This is a genomic window from Bacillus cereus group sp. MYBK227-1, from assembly GCF_051916325.1.
Lineage (GTDB): Bacteria > Bacillota > Bacilli > Bacillales > Bacillaceae_G > Bacillus_A > Bacillus_A cereus.
In genome coordinates, this window is the sequence record NZ_JBQAGK010000007.1 from 177,572 (window position 1) to 200,354 (window position 22,783).

Genomic DNA, 22,783 nt, shown 5'->3' on the forward strand with positions numbered 1-22,783 from the left:
GAATTTGAACTATGAATGAAATTGTAAACATGAGTAAAGAGAGATTTACAAAGTATTGTGAGGACAATGCAGCATTTGAGGAGAATATTAGTTGCATTATTAATCATTACTTTTTATTACTAGGAAATAAAGCAAATATATTACAAGAAAGAGAATTTAATAACGAAATTGAAGAAAAAACGTTTAAAAATAATGTAAAGCGTTTTGAAACTCTATTCCCTGCAGCTGTTAAGAATGCATTTTTAAAAGGGTATCAATTATGTCTAGAGTTTATACATCACCCTGAAACACAAATACCTGAGACTTTATATACTGATCCGAATTTTATAAAAGACATTCCTTTTGCTCTAACAAATGCATCCGAATATGAATTGTACGAAATCATTCGAACAGATGAAACACAGGAATTTAGTGTGTTTGCTATACGAACATATGAGGGAATTCGTCCTTTATTAGAACAAGTATTTTGTGAAGTTGCGTACAGTGGTGCTGAATATGCTTTTGAACATGAACGATTAGAAAAAGGATTTGAATTAGTGAAAGGTGATACCACTTTATTAACCAAAGTTCCTGTAGATCGTTTCTTCTCAATTACACCTTCTGTAAACGGAGTTGTTGTGCATGCGGAAGAGTATTGTGAGATTTGGACTTTAAATTGGAATAGCAAAGTAACCATTGATAATCCTTTTATTGAGGTTGCTGAGGTTACATTTATTCATCAAACAAAGGATATGATTCAAAAAAATATTGAAGATGGTGTTTTATACTACAGCTTTCTTTATCTTGATACACCTTTACATGAGATACAAGATCGATTAGAAATACGAGTAAAACTAAATTCTGATTTTGGGGCTCCACGTTCAATGGAACAAGTTGAAATGGAGTATATTTTGAATGAGATTATTGGGAAGGTTCATCTTCAGGCACAAATTCCAATTGAAAACATGATTTTAATCCAACGTTAGAGTTTGTAGGAGGTTCACTATGGTAAAAAAAATCGTTTTAGCTATTAGCGATACTGTATATACGGCATATTTACGTGAGGATTTTATTGGTGCGGGATTTGAAGTAGCTGATAGTGATGTGATGCACATCAAGTATCTAGATGAAATTCTAGATACGGAACAGCCTAATATTCTTTGTATTAATGACAAACGATTAAATATTGATGCGGGACATGAAGAGAAACGTGAATTGATTATCTTACAGAAATTAAGAGATATTCGCTTTAATCGCGATATTCGTATTGTGGTATTTACAGAGCGTGAAAATGATGATGAGTTTTTGGCGAAACTGATTTATCTAGGTATCTATGACATTTTTAACTCTCGTAAAATTGATATTGATAATAAAGTCATCCCGCAGCTGCTACAGGAATCGGATATTAAAAATGTGGCGGAAATTGTAGGAGCAAGTCAGGCACCGCAACAAACAAAGTTGCCCGAGGTTCCTCTTGATGAGGATGAAGAGGAAGCATCAAGTGAATTAGGGGAAGGCGGCAACTGTGAACCTGCCTCTAATTCCAACAAACTATTTAAAAACAAACAAAAGCGTAAGTCTGTCTCAGAGAAGATGCCAAAAGCACCTGTTATTAAAAAACAGTATAAATTGGCTTTTGAGCCGGTATATGAAAAACAAATCGGTATTGCTATTCCAAGAAGAACAATTGTTGTGGCCAGCATGAACAGGAGAAGTGGTGCTACTTTTGTTTCACATCTTTTAGCAGCTTACTTAAATGAACTACAGATTGATGTGAATTATATAGAGAATCTATATGATGATGGCTATACGTATCCGTTATTAAAGGGATATACAGAAGCACCAGAAAACTATCGTAGTGAATTTATGTTGCAGCGGTATAAAGAGATGTTACAGAAGGAATCTGATATATTATCAATTCCAAAATGGAAGCAAGGAAGAATAAATTATATCGTAAAGAATCCTATAGTGGACCAAGAGCTGAAAAATGAAACAGAGCAGGACTTTGACCATTTTATTAAGGTTTTATTGGCCAACCAAGAAGCACCTATATCTATTATTGATGCAGGGAGCGATTGGGATAAGGATTTATACCATGAGATCTGTGAAATGGCAGATTACATATTCTTTGTAGCGGAACCAGATCTGCATCAATTGCTAAAGATAGCGCATCCTCTTACACCAAAAGAGAGAAAGCTCGTTTCTTACTTAGATTTAGAGAAAACGAGAATCATTGGGAATAAGTTTTCTTCTGCACTTTTAAAGCATGAAGTAATAGAAGAATGTTTTGGAGATAAGGTAATAACTGCTTTACCACCATATGAGATAGAAGATGTATTTGAATCTCAATTAAATAGTAGTACGTTACTATCTAGTCGGAACTATTATAAAGAGTTAGAAGGAATAATGAAGGAAATAGCAGAGTTATTGCTACCAAACCAATTGTTGAACCAAAAGAAAAGTTCCATTTTAAGTGGATTTCGATTTCGAAAGTCTGAAAGTTAAGGGAGTGTGAAGAGGAATGCAAAAGTTTATTATTGCAGCAAGTATGTTGCTGTTATTTGTAGGTTGTCTATTCTTTGTAACTGATATGGTGATTGGAGATACAACACATACTGATAATAAATCGTCTTTAGAAAGGGGAGGCGAGATAGCTGTGGCTAAGTCTGTAAAAGTAGGTACTCTGCGTGCAGAAGAAGAAATAGCTATTGATCCAGAAAAAGCGAAAAAAGAGTTTGAAAAAGCGTATAACGGTAATGCGGATTTTAAAGATCCTGCTTCAAAACGTAACTTTACTGTCCATGATGTACAGGAGAAACCAGCAATGATTGCTGTCGAAGGTGATGCGGAAGCTGCTAGTTATTTTAAGCAATTTGATGAGAAAAAAGAAACAATAAAGAGTAAAGCAAGGAGCATTATTATCTACGATGCAAATGCAAAAGAAAAACAATTAGGTGGAAACGTAAAATAAAGAAAAAGAGTAGGTGCATTAAGAATGCAAAATACAGTAACTACAGCTCTATTCCTTACCCTTTCTTTATTATTAATCAGCCTTTTACCCGAAGGTGTTTTGTATGGAATACAGTTAGTGAAAGCACATAACTTTGCTTCTGATATGGTTGAAATCGCAGAGAATAAGGGTGGATTTCAATATGATTACAATGGAAAAAGGGTGGATTTAGTCCCTGGGATAGAGAAAAGAATGAAAGAAGAAAAGATGGATGGCTGGAAGTATGAGTATACAAAGGGACGCATTGATCATAGTCAACCTCTTTCTTTTAAGGTGAAAGCAGAACACCATTTCTTCATATTTAAGCTGATTGGGGTAGATGGCATAAAGGCTCCGATATGGGCGAGTAAAGATGGGTTGGGACAAGTGTATTTTAAATAATGAAAATTCTAAGACTTGTACTATAAAAGACTATGCTGAAAAGTATAGTTTTTTTGTTAGAAAAATATATTTATAAATAAATATATAAAAATACTTTACAAGCCTATTTCTATATGGTAATATTTTCCATATAGAACAGCAGTTATAAAAAAACGCTAATTAATTAATTTATATGTTAAAGTATCTGGATTTTATGTTTAATTTAGGTACAATAAAAGAATCTATGAAAAAACTAATATATTTGGAGGAACAAACAATGGCAAACAAATTTTTAAAAACAGCAACAGCATTAACAATTATGGGTACATCATTACTAGGAGCAGGAGCATTTACTGCTAAGGCTGATAACACAGATTCACTAAAGTTCAATGATGTCCCAGCAAATCACTGGTCTACGAAAGCAATTTATGATTTAACAAACCGTAAAGTAGTGCAAGGGTACGGAAATAATATCTTTGGCTTTGGTGACAATGTAACTCGTGGGCAAGTTGCTCGTATGATCTATATGTACGTTAAACCAGCAGATGCAGATGCTAGTTTCAAAAATCCGTTTACTGATATTAAAGGGCATTTGTTTGAAAAAGAAATCAGAGCACTTGCTAAAGCAGGACTTGTGAATGGATTTGGTGATGGGAAATATGGTCCAGATGATATTTTAACTCGTGAACAAATGGCACAAGTGCTTACAAATGCATTTAAATTTAAGGCAACGAAAACAACAAAATTTGCAGATGTTGATAAAAACTCTTGGTCTTACGGTGCAATTAGTGCATTAGAGGAAAATGGGGTTACAATTGGTACAGGAGGTAATATGTATTCTCCAACAATGTCTGTAACACGTGAAGCGTATAGTCAGTTCTTATATAACTCTATTAATGCAGTTGAAAAAGAAACAAAACCAGAAGTGAAACCAGATCCAAAACCAGAAGTGAAGCCAGATCCAAAACCAGAAGTGAAGCCAGATCCAAAACCAGAAGTGAAGCCAGATCCAAAACCAGAAGTGAAGCCAGATCCAAAACCAGAAGTGAAACCAGATCCAAAACCAGAAGTGAAACCAGATCCAGAACCAGAAGTGAAGCCAGATCCAAAACCAGAAGTGAAGCCAGATCCAAAACCGGAAGTGAAACCAGATCCAGAACCAGAAGTGAAGCCAGATCCAAAACCAGTAGTACCTAAAGGATTCGATCCAGAGCTTGTACAACCAGGTTTTGAATATTATCCAGAAGCATTAGAAAGTTTATATGCACAACCACATTTTACTCCAGAAGCTCAAAGTATCTTGAAAGAAATTAATAAAAAATATAGTACAAACCTTAGATACAAGGATTTACTTGGTAGTGTACATATAATGGACGATGGTATGTATTATCCAGAGGGGTCATATGTAGGTGGACAGTTTGTTGTTGGTGGGAAAAAGGACGATTTTAAAATTATTTTCTTAGATAACAATCCAGCAACTGTAGAGTTAACAAAACGTTGGGTTACATATTTAACTGGAATGAATTTAGATAGAGAGATTGATGAAACAAAACAAGAAGATTCAATTAATAATTATGAAAAAGCTGGTTATAAGATTCGTGTTGGACAATCAATGTCAAAAGACATGATGTATGTTCAAATTAAGGGAAATTAATGTTATACTAAATAAGTAATCTTAAAAACCAAATATACAATTTTAATAAAAGATACGGAAAGGACACACCTAACGTACCAGCCCATGGTATAGGTGTGTCCTTTTTTATATTTTAGGGGGAAAAATCAATGAAATTGAAAAGAAATTTACTATTAACTTTATGTACTTCAACAGTGTTAATGCTACCGAGTATAGCTAATGCCAAAAATATTGATATACCTTTTTATAATGGAGAAGATAATACATTTCTTACTTCAAGTGATTTACAAATGCCGGGTAAATATTTTCGGCCAGGAGGTGGATTTGAGCCAGTAAAAACATTATATAAAGCAGATATTCATTATCCGGCTGTTTATAATGGTGCCTTTAATTGGGGGAATCCAAAAGAAAATTTGGTTAAGAACGAAGATAATACAGAACCATTTGTGAGAATTGCCAATGAAGGTTATTTTAATGATAAAGTGCCCGTAGGAGATCGAATGGTAACAGAAGTAGAACGTGTAAATGCATCTGTTATTAAAGATAAGTATTGGGGTAATCCGGATTTTGTTTTAAAATCAATGCTGCCACATGAAATTACTGGTTTTAGAGATTTTAAAAGCTTTGGAATGTTTTATTGGATTCGTGATATTGCTTATCTTTCTGGTGGTTATGCGGGAGCGGGTGCTGTAGAGGGGGTTAATAAGTACAATTTATGGTATGTACGCACAAATAAGCCGGAATTAAAAGATTTCAAAGCTTCAAGTAGTACAAAGGATGTAGCAGTTAAATTTACATTTAATGGTTTTGAATATGTAAGTAAAAATAAAGGATATAATGATCGGGATCCAAATGGCACAACAGTAAATCCTTATCAAGCAGCTGCAGGTGAACGGAACCGAGTTAAATGGATGTTAGATATTACAAAAGATGGTGAAACTGTGCATCATCAAGAAAATTACTTGCGTTCAACTCCACAAAAAGATAATGAAAAGTCTAATGAAGGAGATGCTGGAAAGTTTGTAAAAGATGATGTGAAATGGCAGCCGCAAATGTGTGGGCGATATACTGCAAAAATTAAAGTGCTTGATGCTGTTCAAAGGGAATCGAACGAGAAAAACGTTGATTTCACCATAGATGGTAACTGTGGCACTGAAGTAACACCTAACCCAGATCCAGGTGATGAAGATGACTTTAAATATAAAATTGACTTTTCTAGTGACAGAATTGAAGGAGAAACAGCAAGAGAAGGGAAAAATATCAAGACGAGGGTAGATGTATCACGTGATAATTTCAAGCCTGAACGTGACCAATATAGAGCAAAGGTAAATAACAATATTAATAAGTCTCAACAAGAAGTAAATAGCTCTGAATCGGAGAGAGATAGCGCTCAATCTAGTCTAAGTTATTGTCGCCGTGATCCAATTTATGAAGTAGATGCCGAGGGAAAGGATCACTATTATGATAGAGACTGCTCTTGGGAAGAAAATAAACTAGATAGTGCGGCAAGTAAGCTAGATAATGCAAGACAAAAGGTTGAAAAAGAGAAGAATAAACTTAAAAAATTAGATGTATTAGAAGAAAAATATACGAACCCTGAAACAGTAGTTGTGTTAAAACATAATGGACAACAAGTATCATCACAAAAGGTAAGATTAACTGAGGGAGAAAAGAAAACCTTGAGCCTTGACTGGCAACATAAAGGGAAAGGCACAATTCAAGCAGAAATTAACCCTGCGAGTAATCGCATAGACATAGAGGAAACTACGTATAAAAATAATCCTATTAAAACAGCAATCTACGAGCCTTCAAAAGAAAAGGCAATGTGTGGTGTAACGAGTGTAAAAGGTGTAGTAGAAACAGTAAGTGAACGGGTATCAAAAGAAGATATAGTTGGGAAAATGTATTATGAAACTTTGACAGGGAGTATTGATAATTTAGCTCCTTCTAAGCTGCATTCTGGTTATGGATTTTCGTATGAAGTAAACGGAAAATATAAAAATGAATGGAATGCAAATTACCCTGGTGTATTTGCTGCTGCTAAGGCACAATATCCATTTGCAGACGAAGGATTAAAGGCTACTCAAGATTTAGAGAAGATAGAACTTAAAGATAATACAGCGAAGTTCCTACCTAAAAATATGTATTTATCTGAAGCAACAGGACATGTTTTTGATAGTAAAAGACCTACTAAGTCTTTATATTGGGATGGACAAGAGAAAATCATTGATGGTGGCCAAAAATGGTATTCACCACTAAAGACAAAAGACGGTGTATATACCTTTAATGTAGAAACAGCTCCAGCAGGTATCAATGAAATGAGTTTATGTTTAACTGGGCAAGTAGAGATTAAGGGTGTTGCGTACGATGATTTCATAAAAAGAAGAGTATTTCCTGATGATCCATTCCCTGGAGGAAGTGGAGTAGGATGGAACTGGGTAGGGAAAGAGGAACTACTTCATAAACTGACGGATTGGTATTACATGAAGACTGGGAAATAAACATAAAATATAGTATAATTAGGTGAGTCGACACAATAATATATCCATCTTAACTAGTAGCTGAATGGATAAACCAAAGGCACATCCCTTAATGGGATGTGCCTTTTTTTCATAGAAAGGGGAATTTAGAGTGGATAAAAAGAAGAAACAACGTGTTAGACGTGTCATTATTATGGGGATTGTCGCAATGATTGTATCGCTTTATATTGGAAACGAATTTCAAGATCGGAATGGGAAAAGCTATGCTCCTGCAAAGTATTTTGAAACAGGAACGAAATTGATTTCGTATTAAAAGTACTTTGTTTTATAACACCAACTATAGTAGAGGAATATACATGACATGTACTATAGTTGGTGTTATAATATGTGTAGAAGTATTACAAAGATAGTTTTTGCATAAACTAATAAAGACGAAGTGCTGCTAACACTTCGCCTTATGTAACTACTACCGCAAGGTGGATGGTTGCTAAAAAAGAGTTTATTTTTTCTTAGAATCACCCTTCAAACGCTTGCCGGCATTGTGGGTGGTTCTTTTCGTTTTTCGTCGCTTTTTTTGTCTTTTCTTCCAAAACGTTGATAGGTATTTACCTACTCGTTTTGCAAAAAATACAGCGACTTCTCTAGCAATTACTTTCAGTATCTCAATTGCTATCGTGAAAAGTATATCCATTCGATCACCTCCTTTCTCCATAAAATGAAAGAGAAAGGATAGCAACCGACCACCCTAAAATATTCAGTTACATTATATTCATTATACCATATTTGAGTGTGGGTTAATAGCTTAAAAACCTTGATATGACAACGTTTTTAAGGGTTTTTGGGTTTTCGTGTCAGAGTTTTGAAATGGCAAAAATAATATTTTTTTTAGAAATGATTGACATGAAACTCCATATATCATAATATTGAAATTGTAATATTAAAGAAACCAAATCCAACATTTTCATATAGACTTTAGATTAGCTAAAAGGACACACCTAAGGCGCATTATGCCATAGGTGTGTCCTTTTTTTGCGTTTAAAGGCTACATAAGGAGGAATACAAACATTGAAGCCATCTAAGTTTCAAAAGAAGCAGATTGCTGCGGTAGGTTTAGCTGCTGCAACAGTAGCGGGTATCTATGGGTACAATCATTTCGCAGTCGAAAATGCAGTAAAACCAACAAAGATTGTTGTAGCCGCAAAGGATATACCTGCGCATACAGAGATTAAAGAAGACATGCTAGTGGAACGAACATTACCTGGTGATGCGATTCCCCCCAATGCATTACGTGCAAATAAAAAAGAAGTAGTAGGTAAGTGGACAAATGATGGGCAGCCCATTACAGAAAATAGCTATCTCTTTAAAAACAAAGTAGTAAAGAAAGAAGAGTTACCTGACTCTGCCATTTTAAATTTAAAAGATGGAGAAGTTGCATTCCCGTTACTCGTTGATTTGGAAACAAGTTCAGGTAATAGTATCATTCCGAACACGTATGTGGACTTATATTTCAAACAGGTTGTAAAAGAAGGAGACAATGAAAAGGTAGTATTCGGTGGTCTTTTCCAACGTGTACGTGTGACTGCTGCAAAGGATAGCAATACAGAAGATGCCTTCGTGCTAGAAAAGAAAGAATCAAAAGAGGAACAAGAAGGAAAACAAAAGCCAAAGGTAACGCGATTATATACACTGGCTGTTTCACCTGAACAGCTTCAATATTTAAATCGTGCAAAAACGCTTGGAGATGTAATTCCTGTTGCAGTCGGACAAAAAGTAGAACAAACAGGGAAAGAACTAGAACCAGCTGAAGGATTCTCGCAAATATCGGATCAAAAGAACATTTTAGACTATGTAGAGAAGCATTCGACCAATCCAATTTCTAAAAATGTAAAAGAGTATGTAGCGCAGTATCTGAACGAATCTAAGTAAGAAAGGAGTTTTTTAGATGGATCGGCAAGTAAAAATCATTGCCTTTTATGCCACAAATGAGAACGTAGGAAAAAGTACGTTAAGTATTACGATGGCAAATGAGTTAGCTCATCTAGAGAAAAAGGTGCTTTATGTAGAAGCGGACCAAGTAAGACCAAGTTTTGCGGTTGGAACTGGTCTTAGCCATGAGAGTAAAAACATGCTAGAGCTTGTAAGAAAAGAAAATGAATATAATCTTTCGCAGTATATTTGTACCAAGCAAGATTTGTTAGAGAAAAAAGTGAATCCAAGATTGATGCAAAAATTGCACGATAAGATGGATTTTCTGGTATTTCCATCAGGTTATAGTTTGGCTCAATTCCCAGAGATTCAAAACAAAGAATTGTTTGTAACGACATTTATCGAATCACTTGTAGATACAGAATATGACTACATCATTCTATCGGTACCAACTGAATTATCCGAGGTGCTAAGTTATCCGATCCTATATCAATCAGACCTTGTTGTTCATGTGCTAAATGGCAACCCTCGTGGTGCAATAGCAATTAAGCGAGAATTAAAATTAATAGAAAATGCAAAGCTAACATTACCTCGAATGATTCATGTGCTAAATATGGCAGATGAGAATTATGTAGAAGATATTGAAAAGCTTTCTTCTCAAAAAATTGCGGTGACAATTCCGTATGACAGAGATCGTACGAGTTACGAATGGGGGATGCAATTTGGTTCCCCGCAAATTAATACAAAGGTCCATCACATTATGGAAGCAGCTGGTCTTGGTATTCCATCCCAGCAATCCTCTATGAAAAAGGGTCTCTTTGGTTTACGAAATTAAAAGGGGGTCAAGGAGTATGTGGGGCTATTTACAGGAAAAACAAATCGCCTTAAAGCGAAATCGAGTGGATTTATATCACTTTGGTTACATGATTCGTTCTAAATCAGCTCGAAAGTTAGGAACAACTACAGCTCAACAAATTAAAGATATAACAGATGAAATTCGTGCATTTTTAGTAAAAGACCATCGTGATATCCTAAGTGAATCCTTTATGAATAAAGAAAAGAGAGCAGCTGTAGAACAAATCATTAAAAGCTTTTTATTGAGTAATCAGGTTGTCATTTCAGAGGTACCTTCTGAACAGTTACTAAATATGGTGTGTGACGAAATTGTGGGGTTTGGGATTATAGAACCTTTAAAAGAAGATAAGGATGTAACGGATATTTATATCAATGGCACAAAAGAAATCATTTACGAAAAAATTGGAGAGGGAGAATGTACATTTCCTTACCGATTTGAGACGGAAGAAGAAGTAAAAGCTCTAGCTTATAAGATGGTAAACAGTACATCAGAGTCATTAAATACAGCAAAGCCGTATGTGGACTGTGTATTTCCATATATACGTATCAATATTGCGTTAGATGAACTTGGGGGACTCGGAACAACAATAACGATTCGTAAGAATGCGGATCACCTTCGTGCTTCTGAAGAGCGGATGTTATCTACCAATCAAGCGTCAAAAGAGATGTTGGACTTTTTGGCTGCCGCCGTGAAAGCCAAAATGAATATTCTAGTTGCTGGAGCTACAGGTACCGGAAAATCAGAGTTTATGAAATATCTTGCTTCTCACATTCCGAAAGGAAAGAAAAAAGAACGTACTCTTGTAGTAGAAGATAACCCTGAATTATATTTGCATCGCATTTTTCCGGAACATCATTTTGTTCCGATGCAATGTAGGGCATCGGAAGTAGAAGAAAATGCAATCGACTTTGATAGATTGTTAACAAATGCTTTACGTCAAGGACCAAAGCGATTAATTGTAGGGGAATCGAGGGGGAAAGAAGCGTTAAAAATGATTAACTTCTTCCAAACAGGACATCCTGGTTTCACCTCTGTCCATGCAAGAAGTGCAAAAGAAGCAGTTAGACGTTTAATGCTCATGTGTCTGCAAAGTGGTGCGAATATCGATGCCCAGTATTTATATGAATTAATCTCACAGACATTTGATGTGATTGTCTTTTTAGAAAAGAAAGATGATGGAAATCGCTATATTACAGAGATGATTGAGTTATTGGATTATCAAGATGATATACAGTTCAATCAGCTTTCTCAATTTATCCCTTCGGGTGAGGAATATGATGAAATGAATGAAAGAGTAGGAAAGATTCATGGAGATCATATCATTACAGCCAAGATGTCAGCTGAAATGGAGAAGAAATTCCGTTCTTCTACTGTAAATCCAGCTCTTTATGCATCATTCCTTTCACAACAGGAGGTGCAGTATGCATAGTTTATTGGCTTATGGATGTATATTTTTAATCTTTATTAGTGTTGGATTGCTCGTTTTACTTTTTACAAAATCTAAGGGTTCTGCTCTCTCTCAATTTGTACAAGAAAACGAGAAAGTAGAAAGGCGCTTGGAATTAAGAAATATTAAAGGGATACGAATGTATCTACCACAATCCGTTATCCAAGAAGCTCAAAAGTACGAATGGAAATTGACAAAGAGTATGTACTGGATATATACGATTCTTTCTGGGATGAGTATTGCAGCAGTATTCTATTTTTCTTTTGGTAGAGATCCTTTTACGCTGATTACCGTTTTATCTGGGTTTTTAGTTCCAAGGTTTCTTCTCTATCGAAGAAAAAAACGTTACTACTTGGTTGTCATTGACCGTCTTTCTATCTATATGAAAGCAGTAGCAAATGCACTTCAAATTAGCAACAATGCAAAACGTGTGTTAGTTCAGGTGAAACCAATGATGCATGAAAGCATTCAAGAAGAAATAGAAAAAGTTTCTCTTTTATTAGAAGGTGGAACCACAATGCATCGTGCATTTAGAGAATTCAATGAAACGTTTAACTTTAGAGAATTGGTATTCTTCCATGAAATGTTGGAAGTGTGTAGCCGAGAAGGTGGAACAAATTCAGTACAAGTCCTACTAGATATTGCAGAAGATTTTGAAAAACAAAAGCTATACCTGGCAAGATTGCGTTCTAGTTTGTCGCAAGCACAACGTGCTTTTGTACAGAACTGCTTAATCGTTATCGCCATGCCAATTGTTATTATGTTGATGTCAAAAGAAGCATATGGATTTTTAGCAGGTTCTATGATGGGGAAAATTGCGTTAGTGGTAAATATGTTGATTGTATTTTTTCTAGCAACCCGTGTAGAAAAGATTGCAAATTATAACCCAACAGAAAGAGGGGAATAAGGTGTCTACGATTTTAGCTGTAGTGGTATTCGTTGTCATGTACTGGATATTCTCTACCTTTCTACAAAGTAAAAAAGACAGCGGTAGCTTACTTACGAACTATGTAGAAAATGCAAAACGAATTGAAAAGAAGAATTTAAATCAAATGATGCTTGCTCCCTTCCAGTCGTTATCACATAAGTATCTGACAGAAGAAAAAAAAGAGCAGATCCAGAAAAAGTTAGAAGAAGCTGGCTTGGATACGGAACCAGAAGAATATCTGAAAATGAAGGTAGCATATCCCATCATTTTTACCTCTGTCTTCTTAATATGTACTGTATTTCATGATTACTATTTATTTAAAGTAGGCGCTCTAATGTCACCATTGCTTTATTTCTATCCTGATTATCTATTAAAGAAAAGAAGCAAACAGGCGATTGAAGCTAGGAAGTTCGAATTACCAGAGTATCTAATTCCAATGTTGCAGTTGTTAAAAACACATACAACATTAGAAGCAGTAAAAAAGGCAGAGATATATGCTGGAAGACATCTTCGTCCGTATGTATCTACACTTACTGCGGAATTAGAAATGTATGCGGGCTCGGATCAACCATTTCGAAACTTTGCTGCTGCTTTAAATAGTCCAGAAGTAAATACCTTTACGATTGCATTGCAACAAGCACAAAAAACAGACAAGGTACAGAGTCTTCGCATTATGGACGCACAAATTAAAATGATGCGCGAGTTAAAACATGAGAACTATAACCGTCTCATTCAAAATAAGCCGATGGAAATGAATAAATTTAACGTCGCAGTTATTGGATGTATTGTGATTTATCCAATGGTGATTGTTATTCAATCTTTAATGCAAGGATTTGCAAGCTTATAGAAGGAATTATCAAAAATGGAATAAGTAAAGGAGCAAAATATATGTTAACAAAAATGAAGAATTGGTTAAAAAATGAAGACTCACAATTATCATCAGAAAATGGTATGTTAATCGCCTTGGCGGTCATTATCGTATTAGTGATTGGCCCGTTTGTATGGAAAGCAATCCAAGGTGGCTATGATACGATCCTGGCACGATTCACAAAAGCATCAAATAATGCAGATGTGAATTCTTGGAACAAGTAATAGAAGATTTAGATGAATGATGTTTATTACGTATAGCTCAAATAAATGGATAAGGGAGATTCAATCATGTTAGCAAAAATGAAAAATTGGTTAAAAAATGAGGATTCACAGTTATCATCAGAAAACGGTATGTTAATCGCTCTGGCAGTCATTATCGTATTAGTAATTGGCCCGTTTGTATGGAAAGCAATCCAAGGTGGCTATGATACGATCCTGGCACGATTCACAAAAGCATCAAGTAATGCAGACGTAAATTCATGGAATAAGTAATTAAAGATTTAAATAGATAAGTTCTAATTTTAGTAGATTCTTAAAATCGATATATAAAGGAGATGAAATGAAATGTTAGCAAAAATGAAAAGTTGGTTAAAAAATGAAGACTCACAATTATCATCAGAAAACGGTATGTTAATCGCGTTAGCGGTGATCATCGTATTAGTAATTGGCCCGTTCGTATGGAAAGCAATTCAAGGTGGTTATGATACGATCCTGGCAAGATTCACAAAAGCATCAAGCAATGCAGATGTAGATTCTTGGAACAACAAATAAGTTTTGGATTGAAAATAAGAGGGGGCGTGTTTCATATAGCTCCCTCCTTTTAAAACATAAGGAGGTATTATGATGAGATTCAGTAAAGTAATGATTCCCTCATTAGCAACATTGGCCCTTGGCATGTCACTAATGGGTACACCTGCAAGTGCAGCAACAACAGCTGATACAAAACTAAATCAAAGTATAACAGGTGGCGAACATAATATTGCCGTTACACCAATTAGTAACTTTAACGCCGTAACGCTAAGTGGAGAAACGCAAGTGACACATGCAAATCCTGGTGTGCTAACAGTGACAGATGCAACTGGTTCAGGGAATGGTTGGAGAATCAATGTAAAAGCAGATCAATTTAAAGTAAGTGGAGATGCAAAATCAAATCGAACACTTCCAAAGGGTTCCTTAGTCTTGAATAGTGGTGGTGCTGCTATTACAAAAGTAGGAGGGACAAGTTCACCAAATCCGGAGTTTAAAACAACTAACTATATTATAGACACAGATAATCAAGTTACGATTTTAAGTGCGAAAAAAGATGAGGGTATGGGTAAATATAATGTTAGTTTCCATGATAAGTCCCTAGCTTTAACTTTAAATCCGCATAGTACGTATGTTGAGAATAAAGCTGGTGCTACCTCATATGAGTCAAAACTGACATATTCTATTGTAACAGGACCTTAAAAGAAAATTATTATACAGAAGGGAATCACGTATGTATGATTCTCTTCTGTACATAGAAAGAAGGGGCAGAATGAAAAGCTATGTATATAAAATTTTAATTAGTATTTTGATCGCGATTATATTCATTTTAAGTGTAAGCCTAAAACCTTTTAAAGTTGTTTATGCAGAAGAAAAACAAGATAGTTTACCGTTTGATGTAAGCATTCATGTCCCAGATAATCAACTAGGTGATATAAAAAATTATTTTAATTTACAGGTAAAAAAGAAACAGAATCAAACAGTAAAATTGGATGTACACAATAAAGCTAATAATCCAATCAGAGTCAATGTAAAAGTTGCCAACGCTCTCACCTCTACAAACGGTGGTATTATGTATGTACCAAATCGTGAAGTCTCACAAAGTATATTAATAGATAAAGATTTCTATATGGATCAGTATGTTCAAGCTCCTGACGCTGTTTCCTTAGAGGGGAATCAAACGAAAACGATTGAGGTACATTTAACGACACCAAATCAAGATGGCGTATTTTTGGGCGGATTATTATTTGAGTTAGCGCAAGATACAAAAGCACAGAATCTTGAAAAAGACGGATTGAACTTCTCTGTACATAATCGCATTGAATATGCGGTAGCGTTAAAATTGAATAATGAAGAGACTGAAAATTCAATTAATAAAACACCTCTTAAATTAAATGGCACAACTGTTGAATCTTATCCAACACAACCACAAGTCCATGCACTTATTCAAAATACAAATGCAAATATTGTAAGGGATGTAGCAGTTTACTATGAAGTTTTATCCCAGGATAAAGTTATCTTTCATGGTAATATTTCAGCATTCAATGTAGCGCCAAAATCCAAGGTAGGCTTATCGATCCCATGGAAAGCGAAAGAATACAAAGATGGAAAGTATACACTAAAAGTCACAATAAAAGAGAATGGAATATTCAAAACATATACAGAACCGATACGTATAACTGCTTCAAATGTGACAGAGTATGCGGAACAAACAGGGGCAGTAAAAGTGTTGCCTGGGTATTCTAATCAAATATATATAATAGCGGCTGGTGTTTTTATATTAATCGTTTCAATGTTTGTATTTGTATGGTGGAGAAAGAAACATGCAAATCAGAAGGAGGAAAAGAAGGCATCTTAGATAGTATAGAAATGGAAAGGGGGGAAAAACAGTGAAATGGGGGAAGGTTCTTACTTCAATCATACTTTTAAGTATATCGTGCTTATTTATTGATTTAAAAGATAACTCTATATTGGCTGATCAAGTAGTAAAACAGCAAAATGGTATTCCAACCCTCACTGCAAATGGAAAAGAAAATGAAGTGAAGCTAGAATGGGCGATTGATATCTTAGAGCAGGATGTATTATGGAAAATTGATTTTAATAACCCGAAAGAAGTCAATTTGATGAGTGGTTGGGGGGAATTTTACGGGAATGGGAATCAAAGTTTACAAACTGAAGTCTTTTATCCAGGTGGCACCGATACTAGCGGATACAAAGTATTTGATACAAAATCGGGAGGTAATCGAGTCTTATATCCTTATACAGTAAGAGAGAGTTCCATTGCTGTTTTTAAGCGATTAAACGTACCAAATAATGCTTATATTTCAGCAACATTTAAAGCAAAGTCACAAGGATTAGGGAGAATTAGTTTCTATGGTGACGGAAGCTGGGAAACAGGGAGAGAATTTGATTATTATAACGCTACTGTTTTAAAGGATGTTCCAAGCGGTTCAAAAGAATTAGAAATTAGTAATATCTTTTTGTTTCCAGAGAGGGAACCCGGTACCAACATACCAAGGGATAGAAGACATATAACTTCGGATATAAACAAAGATGTGTATCAAGATTCTCCCATGATAGATAAGGTGATACCTTATCAGGATGGTTCTGGAAATGGAAAGTTAATATTAAATAGTCCTATTGTGACTCCAATGAAACAAGGGGATCGCCTAAAAACAAGAAAATGGGCTGCACCTATCCAATTACCGAATAATCGTACAGTCACAAAGAATGATACGAACAAAGACATAAATGGATGGTCTACATTTAGTATGAATACTCAAGTTGCAAATAATCCGTTTTATATTACTGAGCAACGAGGCGTAACTTTTTATATGCTTGCCTATTCTGAAGGAATTACATATGTAGATGAGTTGAAAGTGGGATACGCATCGGAAGCAGAAGTATACCGAGGGAATCAGCAAATATATAAAGGTAGACTCTCTGACTATGTAGATAAAGAAGCAAAAGATCAGGCAGTGCCCACAACACCAGGAAGCTTCCAAATTGAAAATAGAGAACTGAAAGAAACTAAAGTAACGTTTGCCCCTGCAAAAGATGATGGGAGTACCTATCATTATAAAATCCGTGGAGTTGGTAGGAATGGCGTCTCGGAATTTTCTAAGGAAGTTCCTGCAACTGTAACAAGTGGCGTAAAGGGATATGAATATGTAGTGAATGATAAATCCGACACATCACTTGATAAAGTAAGTGGTGTTCAGTTTACAAATCAGACTAGCATTCAGTTTCCTACTGATTATGCGAAACCACAATATGTACATATCCGAACGGTAGATAAAGCTGGAAATAAAAGTGCGACAAAGCATATTTTTACCACACAAAAAGGACAGGTAGACATGCTCACTGTGCCAAAAAGTGTAGAGTTCAGTCCGATTCAATTAAATGGAGAAAAACAAAATTCATTTGGCTCATTAGGGAAACTCACGATACATGATAGTCGAAATCAAGCTGATGGATGGAGATTGAATATGACTATTTCGCAATTTACAGAGTCGAACATAGCAAAACAATTGCCAAAGGGTTCTCTATCCTTAAAAAATCAAGTGAGTGTAACAAAAGTAAAAGGTCCAGAGACAGGGGAACCTATTGTACAGATCCCAAATACACCTATTGATAATGGGGCAGGACACACTATTATCCAGGCTTCGAAAGATGTAGCAATTGGAGAATATCAAGTCGATTTTGGACAAAATGGATTACAACTGCAGTTAGATCCAGGGACAACTTATGTAGGGAAGGATAGGCAAGCCACTTATACATCTACGGTCACTTGGTCTGTAGTGAGTGGACCGTAATAATCCATTAAAACCGGAAAATAAGGAGAAAAATTATGAGTATATATGTAATAGGAATACTAATAGGATATATGACCTTGAATGTATTTACTGATTTGAAATATAGAAAAACGAAAAATATATGGCATCTATTATTATTAATTGTTGGTATAGGAATCACGTATTTTGCCGGAATAAGAGCAGGAAAAGAGATTGTAATTGTACTAGTTATGGCCTTAGCGTGTGGTTTGTTGTTAGAGACGTTTAAATTCTCTTCACCCGGCGATACGAAAATGCTTGTGGTGGTAGCTTTATATGTTAGTAATGTAGTAGAGGAATCGGCTATGCTTACCGCTATTACATTAACAGCTTTCCATTTACTATTCTTTTGGATTGCTAGTGTGTATCGATTAATTAAAATTCTAGGGTTTGTAGGAGCGATTAAAGACCAATTGGAGCATGCTGTTTCTATATTTGGGGCAAAACTACCAAAGAAAGAAATACAGCTGATACAGAGCTTTCCAGGGGCTTGTTCTATTTTATTAGGAGCAATTGTGTATGTTGCTTTCACTATCTATCAAAACGGAGGTATGTTAGCTTGAATAGTAGAATCATTCATCAAAGAGAAACATATATTTATTTCACGATATTCGCACTAGTAGGGGTACTTATGGCAAATATGTTCATTCATATGGTGTTTATACTAGCGTATCCGTTACTTATCGGATTAATTGTACAAGTTGTTCTGCTTCAGAAGATGAAAAAACCTTTTTATCGGAGCGGAAAAGAATTAACGGAACAGTTAAAACTAAAGAATATATTTCTAGTAGAATCAAATATTTTAGGGGATGAAGAAGGAACCGTCTATGAGGTGCATCAAATGCCTTTTTCATTTTCTAATGGATTAATTAATAAAGATAAGAGTTATAAAGTCATAAAACAAGAGTATGATAGAAAAGTCAAAGAGGATTTAACGAAAATTGCAAAATGGCAAGTTACAACAAAAGCTAGACTTGTTACGACAACACATTTTCGTTTATATACAATTTGGCAGAAAAATAGTACCGGTTATCAATTGAAAAAAATTGAGGAGTGTGTTGACCCATACGCCAAGATGAACCTTATACAATGGATGATTGCTTCATTTTGTACGACTGGTCGTATTAAGTACGATAAGAAACCAAAAGAGTGGGCAAGCTATGAATGGATTAATTTAAGGTAAATAAAAAAGACAGAAAATAATAAAATGTACCCTATAGAATTGACACTCGAAAAAAGTCTATTCTATAGGGTACATTTTACATTGTATGAGTTTTTTCTCTTTGTGTAGTTTTTCAATAAAAAGAGCGCTTTTAAAGGCGCCCAATGAAAAAGATTTATATAAAAAAGGTGCACAAGATATGGTATGTATGCGTCTTAAAATTGGTGCAGATTTAATACAAAATCCTTATTTGAAAACAAGAAGCCCTAGAGTTAGGGCTCTAGGGCTTCTTATTTTGGTATTCTCACATGGTTTTTCAAAAAGAATAGAACATATTGAAGATAACATGTGAATGTTTCATAAATGTATCAAAAAAGTGAACAAAATTGCTATTGCTGAAGAAGCAGAAATGAAGTTTCTAATACGTAAGTACATGAAATGTATGATTTCCAGGGGATAAAATGCGCGTGGGACACCTAATCATTATTTTATCAGAGGAAAAGAATATGTTATGAACTTGGTTGAATGAAAAAATGAAAATTTTACTTTAAACGAAGTTAATGAAATATATTTTGGGGATTATATCAATGATTGTTATCTCGATGGACACTTTAACTTTATAAAAGTCCTAGAAGGAAAACTCAACTATGTGGAATAGTAATCTATAAAAGTGAACAAAATCGTTATTTAAATAAAAGAAACCCCGATTGTTTGCGGGGCTTCTAAGGGTAATCGTCAAGTAATGACGTACTCGACTAATTAACCATATCATGAATTTTCTGGTAAAAATACTGGTAAATTCGTCCAAATGAGGACGGGCATCATTTTGAACAAAAACGCTATTTTAAATAAAAGAACAGTTAGCAAAAGCTAACTGCTCGGTTCTCCAAGGGGGAACAAGGAGAAAGTAACTTAATGGGTTGTCTATAGTATTGACGGAATATTGAGTTTTATTCACGAGAGATTATATTCTAAAATTTGGATTATGATAGTCGATATTCTCCATATTGACCAGCTCCACGGAGTATAAACGAGAAGATTCTTAGTCTTCTCATAGCCATCGAACGTAAAGCACGTAGCTAATAAGAGCTAGAAAATTACATGATGCGGTGGCTTGAAGAAGGTTGATAGTACTCAGCCTTCATCTAAGAGAAACTTTTCCATTTGTTTTCTCTCTTTTCTCCCATCCCCTTGAAAGCTGCCACTTCAGTGATGGCTTTTTATTTTTTCTCTAATGGAAAATAGTGCTACAATGTATAAATATGGAGAATTAAACTTAAAAGGGGAATTGCAAATGAAAAGAGATATGGAGTTAGTTAGAAAATTATTGGTACTTATTGAGGAACAAGATGATAATAGCAAGGAATTGAATATTCCGTCTGAAATTGATAGAAAGGTAGCAGTTTATCACTTGAATTTATTAGAACAAGCTGGTTTTACAGAGAATAAAATATTCTATGCTGATAACGCTCCAATATGGATTCATAGTACATTAACATGGGATGGACATGAGTTCTTAGATGCAATAAAAAATGATACAGTATGGAATAAGTTAAAACAAACTATTTCAGAAAAAGGTGGGAATATCCCATTTGAAATAATGAAGGCACTCGCTATAAAAACTGCAACAACTGTCTTTTTAGGCTAATCAAGCATCCATAACGGGTGCATTTTTCTTTGTTATATAGAAATTACACATTAACGATTAGGCATATTTAAGAATCTTGAACATAAGATGGTAGTGACACCGAGAAAGATTCATTGTGTTTGCTACTCGCGTTAACAAGTTTCGAAAAGGCACCTCACTTAGGTGTCTTTTTATTTGCACCTTTTGAAATTGTACAAAGATATTCACTGGAAAATAGAACGGAGCGAAAAATCTTCATAAGGAAACATAAGGTTGTTGAAATTTTTGTTTGAATTCATTAATATGGAATTATAGTTATTGTTTAATTGATTCCGTTTATTCCCACACCTTATTGTGTTGTGGTTGAGTTGTAGAAGCAAGTTGCGTCTTGTTTCATTTATGAAAGGGCTTCTTTGAGCCGATTAGTGTATATATAGCTTTTTTTGCTATGCACATTTTTAATCGACTTGAAGGAGCCCTTTTTGTGTTGTTTTCAAGTTAGGAATCACTTGAAAAAGGTAGTTAGATTTAGGTATACAAATAAAAAACACTGTGAGAAAAAACACAAGATTTGTGTTTTTTTTGCTTTGGAAGGGGATCATTATAATGAAATACGAACATGCAATTACACTAGATAAACCATTACTATCATTAGACGAGATAATAAAAATTTTTCAGAGGAATGAAGTTACTCAACCAATTCGAAAGCGTGATTCTAGCATTAGCTATGATACAGAAGATTATATTGCAGATAAAATGACAGCCTTACACATCAACTCTGATGAGTATTACAATACGATTTTTTTACCAATTTTAAACCATGATTGTGAAGAAGATTGTTATTTTCCATTTGAAAGGAAGTACTGTTTAGAGGTGTATGGCTATCCATGTACGTTAGAAGATGCGTTTAAGGAATGGGGTCTTTATATTATTAACAAAATGGATTGTACATTAGAAAAAGTAATGTCTGAGTATGTAGAGGTTACAAATCCTTTATTTGATCCGACTGTAGAAGAATTGGCCAGAATTATTAAATATAACAAAGAGCGTACTAAGGAGTGTAGTAGATTATTTAATATATCTCTTGAACCATTGAAGAAATTATTAAAGGAGTCCCCCCATACCGTTATTGAGATCATTCAAAACATTGAAATGGAGGACATATCAAAACTTCCTACACACTTAGGTGTTCAATTTGCCTATAGAAGGGAAACGAAAGAACTTTACATGTATTATGGAGAAAAACATTTGCCGTGGCTTTATCGAGTATTACTTTTTCTTCATATTTTTGAGTTATCTATTCTAAGTGTAAAGTGATCAATTGTTGTGAAGTAGAAAAATAATAAATATATAACCAGGGGGAAATTGAAATGAAAATGAGTTATGAAGTATCTATATTTTGTTCTGCACATCCAGATGATTTTATGCCAAATTTGCGTGCATTAAGAATGAGAGTTACAAAGGAAGGAGCATTTTGGGAACGAGATTGTTATCAGTTTTCCATTAAACCATCAAACTTGTCACAGCGAGCAGCCAAACAAGCAGGGGAAATCAATTTGTATCATGTCTATTTCAATGGATGTATACGAGATTTCCTTTTTTTATTGGAGCGATGCTTTAGAGGGACAAGTTATCGCTTTACTGCAATCCGCGGTTTCCTAGAAATAGAAGGGTATTCCCTTAAGAAATGGAAACCGATTCTACACAGCCATTATGTAAAGCCTGCAGGTGTGGATTGTCTTTTTAAGAAGGATGATCTAGCTATGATTGTGCATCATAATGGAGTGTTAGAAGTGGTTAAGCGTGCAGAAAAAGGTGAAGAATTAAAAAAAGTAAACTTTCTAAATGTAGATAGCTGGTTACAGGTACTAAATCCGACAAAAGAAGATCTATTCTCTTTAACAGGTGTGAGTGTATCTTAATGA

At 34.8% G+C, this 22,783-nt stretch carries 25 protein-coding genes; 24 read left to right on the forward strand and 1 reads right to left on the reverse strand.

Annotated features, from left to right (window positions below):
- Positions 1–11 precede the first annotated feature (11 nt).
- The 7 genes from ACTFRM_RS25140 to ACTFRM_RS25170 all read left to right on the forward strand — a co-directional run bounded on the left by ACTFRM_RS25140 (position 12) and on the right by ACTFRM_RS25170 (position 7,775).
- Positions 12–965, forward strand: a complete 954-nt coding sequence (locus ACTFRM_RS25140; RefSeq protein WP_001002933.1) for a hypothetical protein — start codon at positions 12–14, stop codon at positions 963–965.
- Between the two features lie 19 nt (positions 966–984).
- A complete protein-coding gene (locus tag ACTFRM_RS25145; protein WP_000239324.1) occupies positions 985–2,484 on the forward strand; it encodes a hypothetical protein in 1,500 nt (499 codons plus the stop codon).
- Positions 2,485–2,500: 16 nt separating this feature from the next.
- Entirely contained in the window at positions 2,501–2,950 is a 450-nt protein-coding gene (locus ACTFRM_RS25150) for a hypothetical protein (protein ID WP_050822523.1), read from the forward strand.
- A 24-nt stretch (positions 2,951–2,974) separates the two neighbouring features.
- The gene (locus tag ACTFRM_RS25155) at positions 2,975–3,370 is read left to right on the forward strand and encodes a DUF4320 family protein (RefSeq protein ID WP_044798381.1); all 396 of its coding nucleotides are present in this window, start codon (positions 2,975–2,977) and stop codon (positions 3,368–3,370) included.
- 193 nt (positions 3,371–3,563) lie between these two features.
- Complete coding sequence (locus ACTFRM_RS25160) at positions 3,564–5,003, forward strand: S-layer homology domain-containing protein (protein ID WP_440043743.1); 1,440 nt, start codon at positions 3,564–3,566, stop codon at positions 5,001–5,003.
- A gap of 128 nt (positions 5,004–5,131) precedes the next feature.
- Complete coding sequence (locus tag ACTFRM_RS25165) at positions 5,132–7,483, forward strand: hypothetical protein (protein WP_440021093.1); 2,352 nt, start codon at positions 5,132–5,134, stop codon at positions 7,481–7,483.
- 130 nt (positions 7,484–7,613) lie between these two features.
- A complete protein-coding gene (locus tag ACTFRM_RS25170) occupies positions 7,614–7,775 on the forward strand; it encodes a hypothetical protein (RefSeq protein WP_000358429.1) in 162 nt (53 codons plus the stop codon).
- Positions 7,776–7,961: 186 nt separating this feature from the next.
- Here the strand turns inward: ACTFRM_RS25170 and ACTFRM_RS25175 are convergent, their stop codons facing one another.
- A complete protein-coding gene (locus tag ACTFRM_RS25175) occupies positions 7,962–8,153 on the reverse strand; it encodes a hypothetical protein (protein WP_000353180.1) in 192 nt (63 codons plus the stop codon).
- Between the two features lie 374 nt (positions 8,154–8,527).
- On the opposite strand from ACTFRM_RS25175, the gene cpaB reads away from it, so the two are divergent.
- The 17 genes from cpaB (at position 8,528) to ACTFRM_RS25260 (ending at position 22,780) form a co-directional block, all read left to right on the forward strand.
- A complete protein-coding gene (gene cpaB, locus ACTFRM_RS25180; RefSeq protein WP_000804774.1) occupies positions 8,528–9,388 on the forward strand; it encodes a Flp pilus assembly protein CpaB in 861 nt (286 codons plus the stop codon).
- Between the two features lie 16 nt (positions 9,389–9,404).
- On the forward strand, positions 9,405–10,223 hold the full coding sequence (locus ACTFRM_RS25185; protein WP_440021089.1) for an AAA family ATPase: 819 nt from the start codon (positions 9,405–9,407) through the stop codon (positions 10,221–10,223).
- Positions 10,224–10,239: 16 nt separating this feature from the next.
- Positions 10,240–11,673, forward strand: a complete 1,434-nt coding sequence (locus tag ACTFRM_RS25190; protein ID WP_000264602.1) for a CpaF family protein — start codon at positions 10,240–10,242, stop codon at positions 11,671–11,673.
- Positions 11,666–12,598 carry a type II secretion system F family protein gene (locus ACTFRM_RS25195; RefSeq protein ID WP_440021087.1) on the forward strand — a complete coding sequence of 311 codons (933 nt, stop codon included), beginning with the start codon at positions 11,666–11,668 and terminating at the stop codon, positions 12,596–12,598. The genes ACTFRM_RS25190 and ACTFRM_RS25195 overlap by 8 nt, the downstream gene beginning before the upstream one ends.
- A 1-nt stretch (position 12,599) precedes the next feature.
- Entirely contained in the window at positions 12,600–13,466 is an 867-nt protein-coding gene (locus tag ACTFRM_RS25200) for a hypothetical protein (protein ID WP_000104076.1), read from the forward strand.
- Positions 13,467–13,507: 41 nt separating this feature from the next.
- Positions 13,508–13,711 carry a hypothetical protein gene (locus tag ACTFRM_RS25205; RefSeq protein ID WP_000956352.1) on the forward strand — a complete coding sequence of 68 codons (204 nt, stop codon included), beginning with the start codon at positions 13,508–13,510 and terminating at the stop codon, positions 13,709–13,711.
- Positions 13,712–13,777: 66 nt separating this feature from the next.
- Positions 13,778–13,981 carry a hypothetical protein gene (locus ACTFRM_RS25210; protein ID WP_000879955.1) on the forward strand — a complete coding sequence of 68 codons (204 nt, stop codon included), beginning with the start codon at positions 13,778–13,780 and terminating at the stop codon, positions 13,979–13,981.
- A 72-nt stretch (positions 13,982–14,053) separates the two neighbouring features.
- Complete coding sequence (locus tag ACTFRM_RS25215; RefSeq protein WP_017762535.1) at positions 14,054–14,260, forward strand: hypothetical protein; 207 nt, start codon at positions 14,054–14,056, stop codon at positions 14,258–14,260.
- A gap of 72 nt (positions 14,261–14,332) precedes the next feature.
- Complete coding sequence (locus ACTFRM_RS25220) at positions 14,333–14,938, forward strand: WxL domain-containing protein (RefSeq protein ID WP_088021305.1); 606 nt, start codon at positions 14,333–14,335, stop codon at positions 14,936–14,938.
- A 70-nt stretch (positions 14,939–15,008) separates the two neighbouring features.
- Positions 15,009–16,094, forward strand: coding sequence for a WxL protein peptidoglycan domain-containing protein (locus ACTFRM_RS25225; protein WP_440021085.1), 1,086 nt, complete (start codon positions 15,009–15,011; stop codon positions 16,092–16,094).
- Positions 16,095–16,125: 31 nt separating this feature from the next.
- Positions 16,126–18,051 carry a WxL domain-containing protein gene (locus ACTFRM_RS25230; RefSeq protein ID WP_440043734.1) on the forward strand — a complete coding sequence of 642 codons (1,926 nt, stop codon included), beginning with the start codon at positions 16,126–16,128 and terminating at the stop codon, positions 18,049–18,051.
- 35 nt (positions 18,052–18,086) lie between these two features.
- A complete protein-coding gene (locus tag ACTFRM_RS25235) occupies positions 18,087–18,632 on the forward strand; it encodes a hypothetical protein (protein ID WP_440021083.1) in 546 nt (181 codons plus the stop codon).
- Complete coding sequence (locus tag ACTFRM_RS25240; protein WP_440021081.1) at positions 18,629–19,252, forward strand: hypothetical protein; 624 nt, start codon at positions 18,629–18,631, stop codon at positions 19,250–19,252. The genes ACTFRM_RS25235 and ACTFRM_RS25240 overlap by 4 nt, the downstream gene beginning before the upstream one ends.
- Positions 19,253–19,337: 85 nt before the next feature.
- Positions 19,338–19,583, forward strand: coding sequence for a hypothetical protein (locus ACTFRM_RS25245; protein ID WP_440043736.1), 246 nt, complete (start codon positions 19,338–19,340; stop codon positions 19,581–19,583).
- A 942-nt stretch (positions 19,584–20,525) separates the two neighbouring features.
- Positions 20,526–20,879, forward strand: coding sequence for a DUF2513 domain-containing protein (locus ACTFRM_RS25250; protein ID WP_440021078.1), 354 nt, complete (start codon positions 20,526–20,528; stop codon positions 20,877–20,879).
- A gap of 585 nt (positions 20,880–21,464) precedes the next feature.
- A complete protein-coding gene (locus ACTFRM_RS25255; protein ID WP_000873000.1) occupies positions 21,465–22,175 on the forward strand; it encodes a hypothetical protein in 711 nt (236 codons plus the stop codon).
- Between the two features lie 53 nt (positions 22,176–22,228).
- On the forward strand, positions 22,229–22,780 hold the full coding sequence (locus ACTFRM_RS25260; RefSeq protein ID WP_440043738.1) for a hypothetical protein: 552 nt from the start codon (positions 22,229–22,231) through the stop codon (positions 22,778–22,780).
- Positions 22,781–22,783: the final 3 nt, after the last annotated feature.

Excerpts from the sequence above, each read along its gene's own strand:
- ACTFRM_RS25255 (WP_000873000.1), top strand. The coding sequence starts at position 21,465 with ATGAAATACGAACATGCAATTACACTAGATAAACCATTACTATCATTA.
- ACTFRM_RS25205 (WP_000956352.1), top strand. The coding sequence starts at position 13,508 with ATGTTAACAAAAATGAAGAATTGGTTAAAAAATGAAGACTCACAATTA.
- ACTFRM_RS25195 (WP_440021087.1), top strand. The coding sequence starts at position 11,666 with ATGCATAGTTTATTGGCTTATGGATGTATATTTTTAATCTTTATTAGT.
- ACTFRM_RS25210 (WP_000879955.1), top strand. The coding sequence starts at position 13,778 with ATGTTAGCAAAAATGAAAAATTGGTTAAAAAATGAGGATTCACAGTTA.
- ACTFRM_RS25150 (WP_050822523.1), top strand. The coding sequence starts at position 2,501 with ATGCAAAAGTTTATTATTGCAGCAAGTATGTTGCTGTTATTTGTAGGT.
- ACTFRM_RS25165 (WP_440021093.1), top strand. The coding sequence starts at position 5,132 with ATGAAATTGAAAAGAAATTTACTATTAACTTTATGTACTTCAACAGTG.
- ACTFRM_RS25235 (WP_440021083.1), top strand. The coding sequence starts at position 18,087 with ATGAGTATATATGTAATAGGAATACTAATAGGATATATGACCTTGAAT.
- ACTFRM_RS25190 (WP_000264602.1), top strand. The coding sequence starts at position 10,240 with ATGTGGGGCTATTTACAGGAAAAACAAATCGCCTTAAAGCGAAATCGA.
- ACTFRM_RS25250 (WP_440021078.1), top strand. The coding sequence starts at position 20,526 with ATGAAAAGAGATATGGAGTTAGTTAGAAAATTATTGGTACTTATTGAG.
- ACTFRM_RS25175 (WP_000353180.1), bottom strand. The coding sequence starts at position 8,153 with ATGGATATACTTTTCACGATAGCAATTGAGATACTGAAAGTAATTGCT.
- ACTFRM_RS25245 (WP_440043736.1), top strand. The coding sequence starts at position 19,338 with ATGAGTTTTTTCTCTTTGTGTAGTTTTTCAATAAAAAGAGCGCTTTTA.
- ACTFRM_RS25140 (WP_001002933.1), top strand. The coding sequence starts at position 12 with ATGAATGAAATTGTAAACATGAGTAAAGAGAGATTTACAAAGTATTGT.
- ACTFRM_RS25185 (WP_440021089.1), top strand. The coding sequence starts at position 9,405 with ATGGATCGGCAAGTAAAAATCATTGCCTTTTATGCCACAAATGAGAAC.
- ACTFRM_RS25145 (WP_000239324.1), top strand. The coding sequence starts at position 985 with ATGGTAAAAAAAATCGTTTTAGCTATTAGCGATACTGTATATACGGCA.
- ACTFRM_RS25215 (WP_017762535.1), top strand. The coding sequence starts at position 14,054 with ATGTTAGCAAAAATGAAAAGTTGGTTAAAAAATGAAGACTCACAATTA.
- ACTFRM_RS25225 (WP_440021085.1), top strand. The coding sequence starts at position 15,009 with ATGAAAAGCTATGTATATAAAATTTTAATTAGTATTTTGATCGCGATT.
- ACTFRM_RS25155 (WP_044798381.1), top strand. The coding sequence starts at position 2,975 with ATGCAAAATACAGTAACTACAGCTCTATTCCTTACCCTTTCTTTATTA.
- ACTFRM_RS25220 (WP_088021305.1), top strand. The coding sequence starts at position 14,333 with ATGAGATTCAGTAAAGTAATGATTCCCTCATTAGCAACATTGGCCCTT.
- ACTFRM_RS25260 (WP_440043738.1), top strand. The coding sequence starts at position 22,229 with ATGAAAATGAGTTATGAAGTATCTATATTTTGTTCTGCACATCCAGAT.
- ACTFRM_RS25160 (WP_440043743.1), top strand. The coding sequence starts at position 3,564 with ATGTTTAATTTAGGTACAATAAAAGAATCTATGAAAAAACTAATATAT.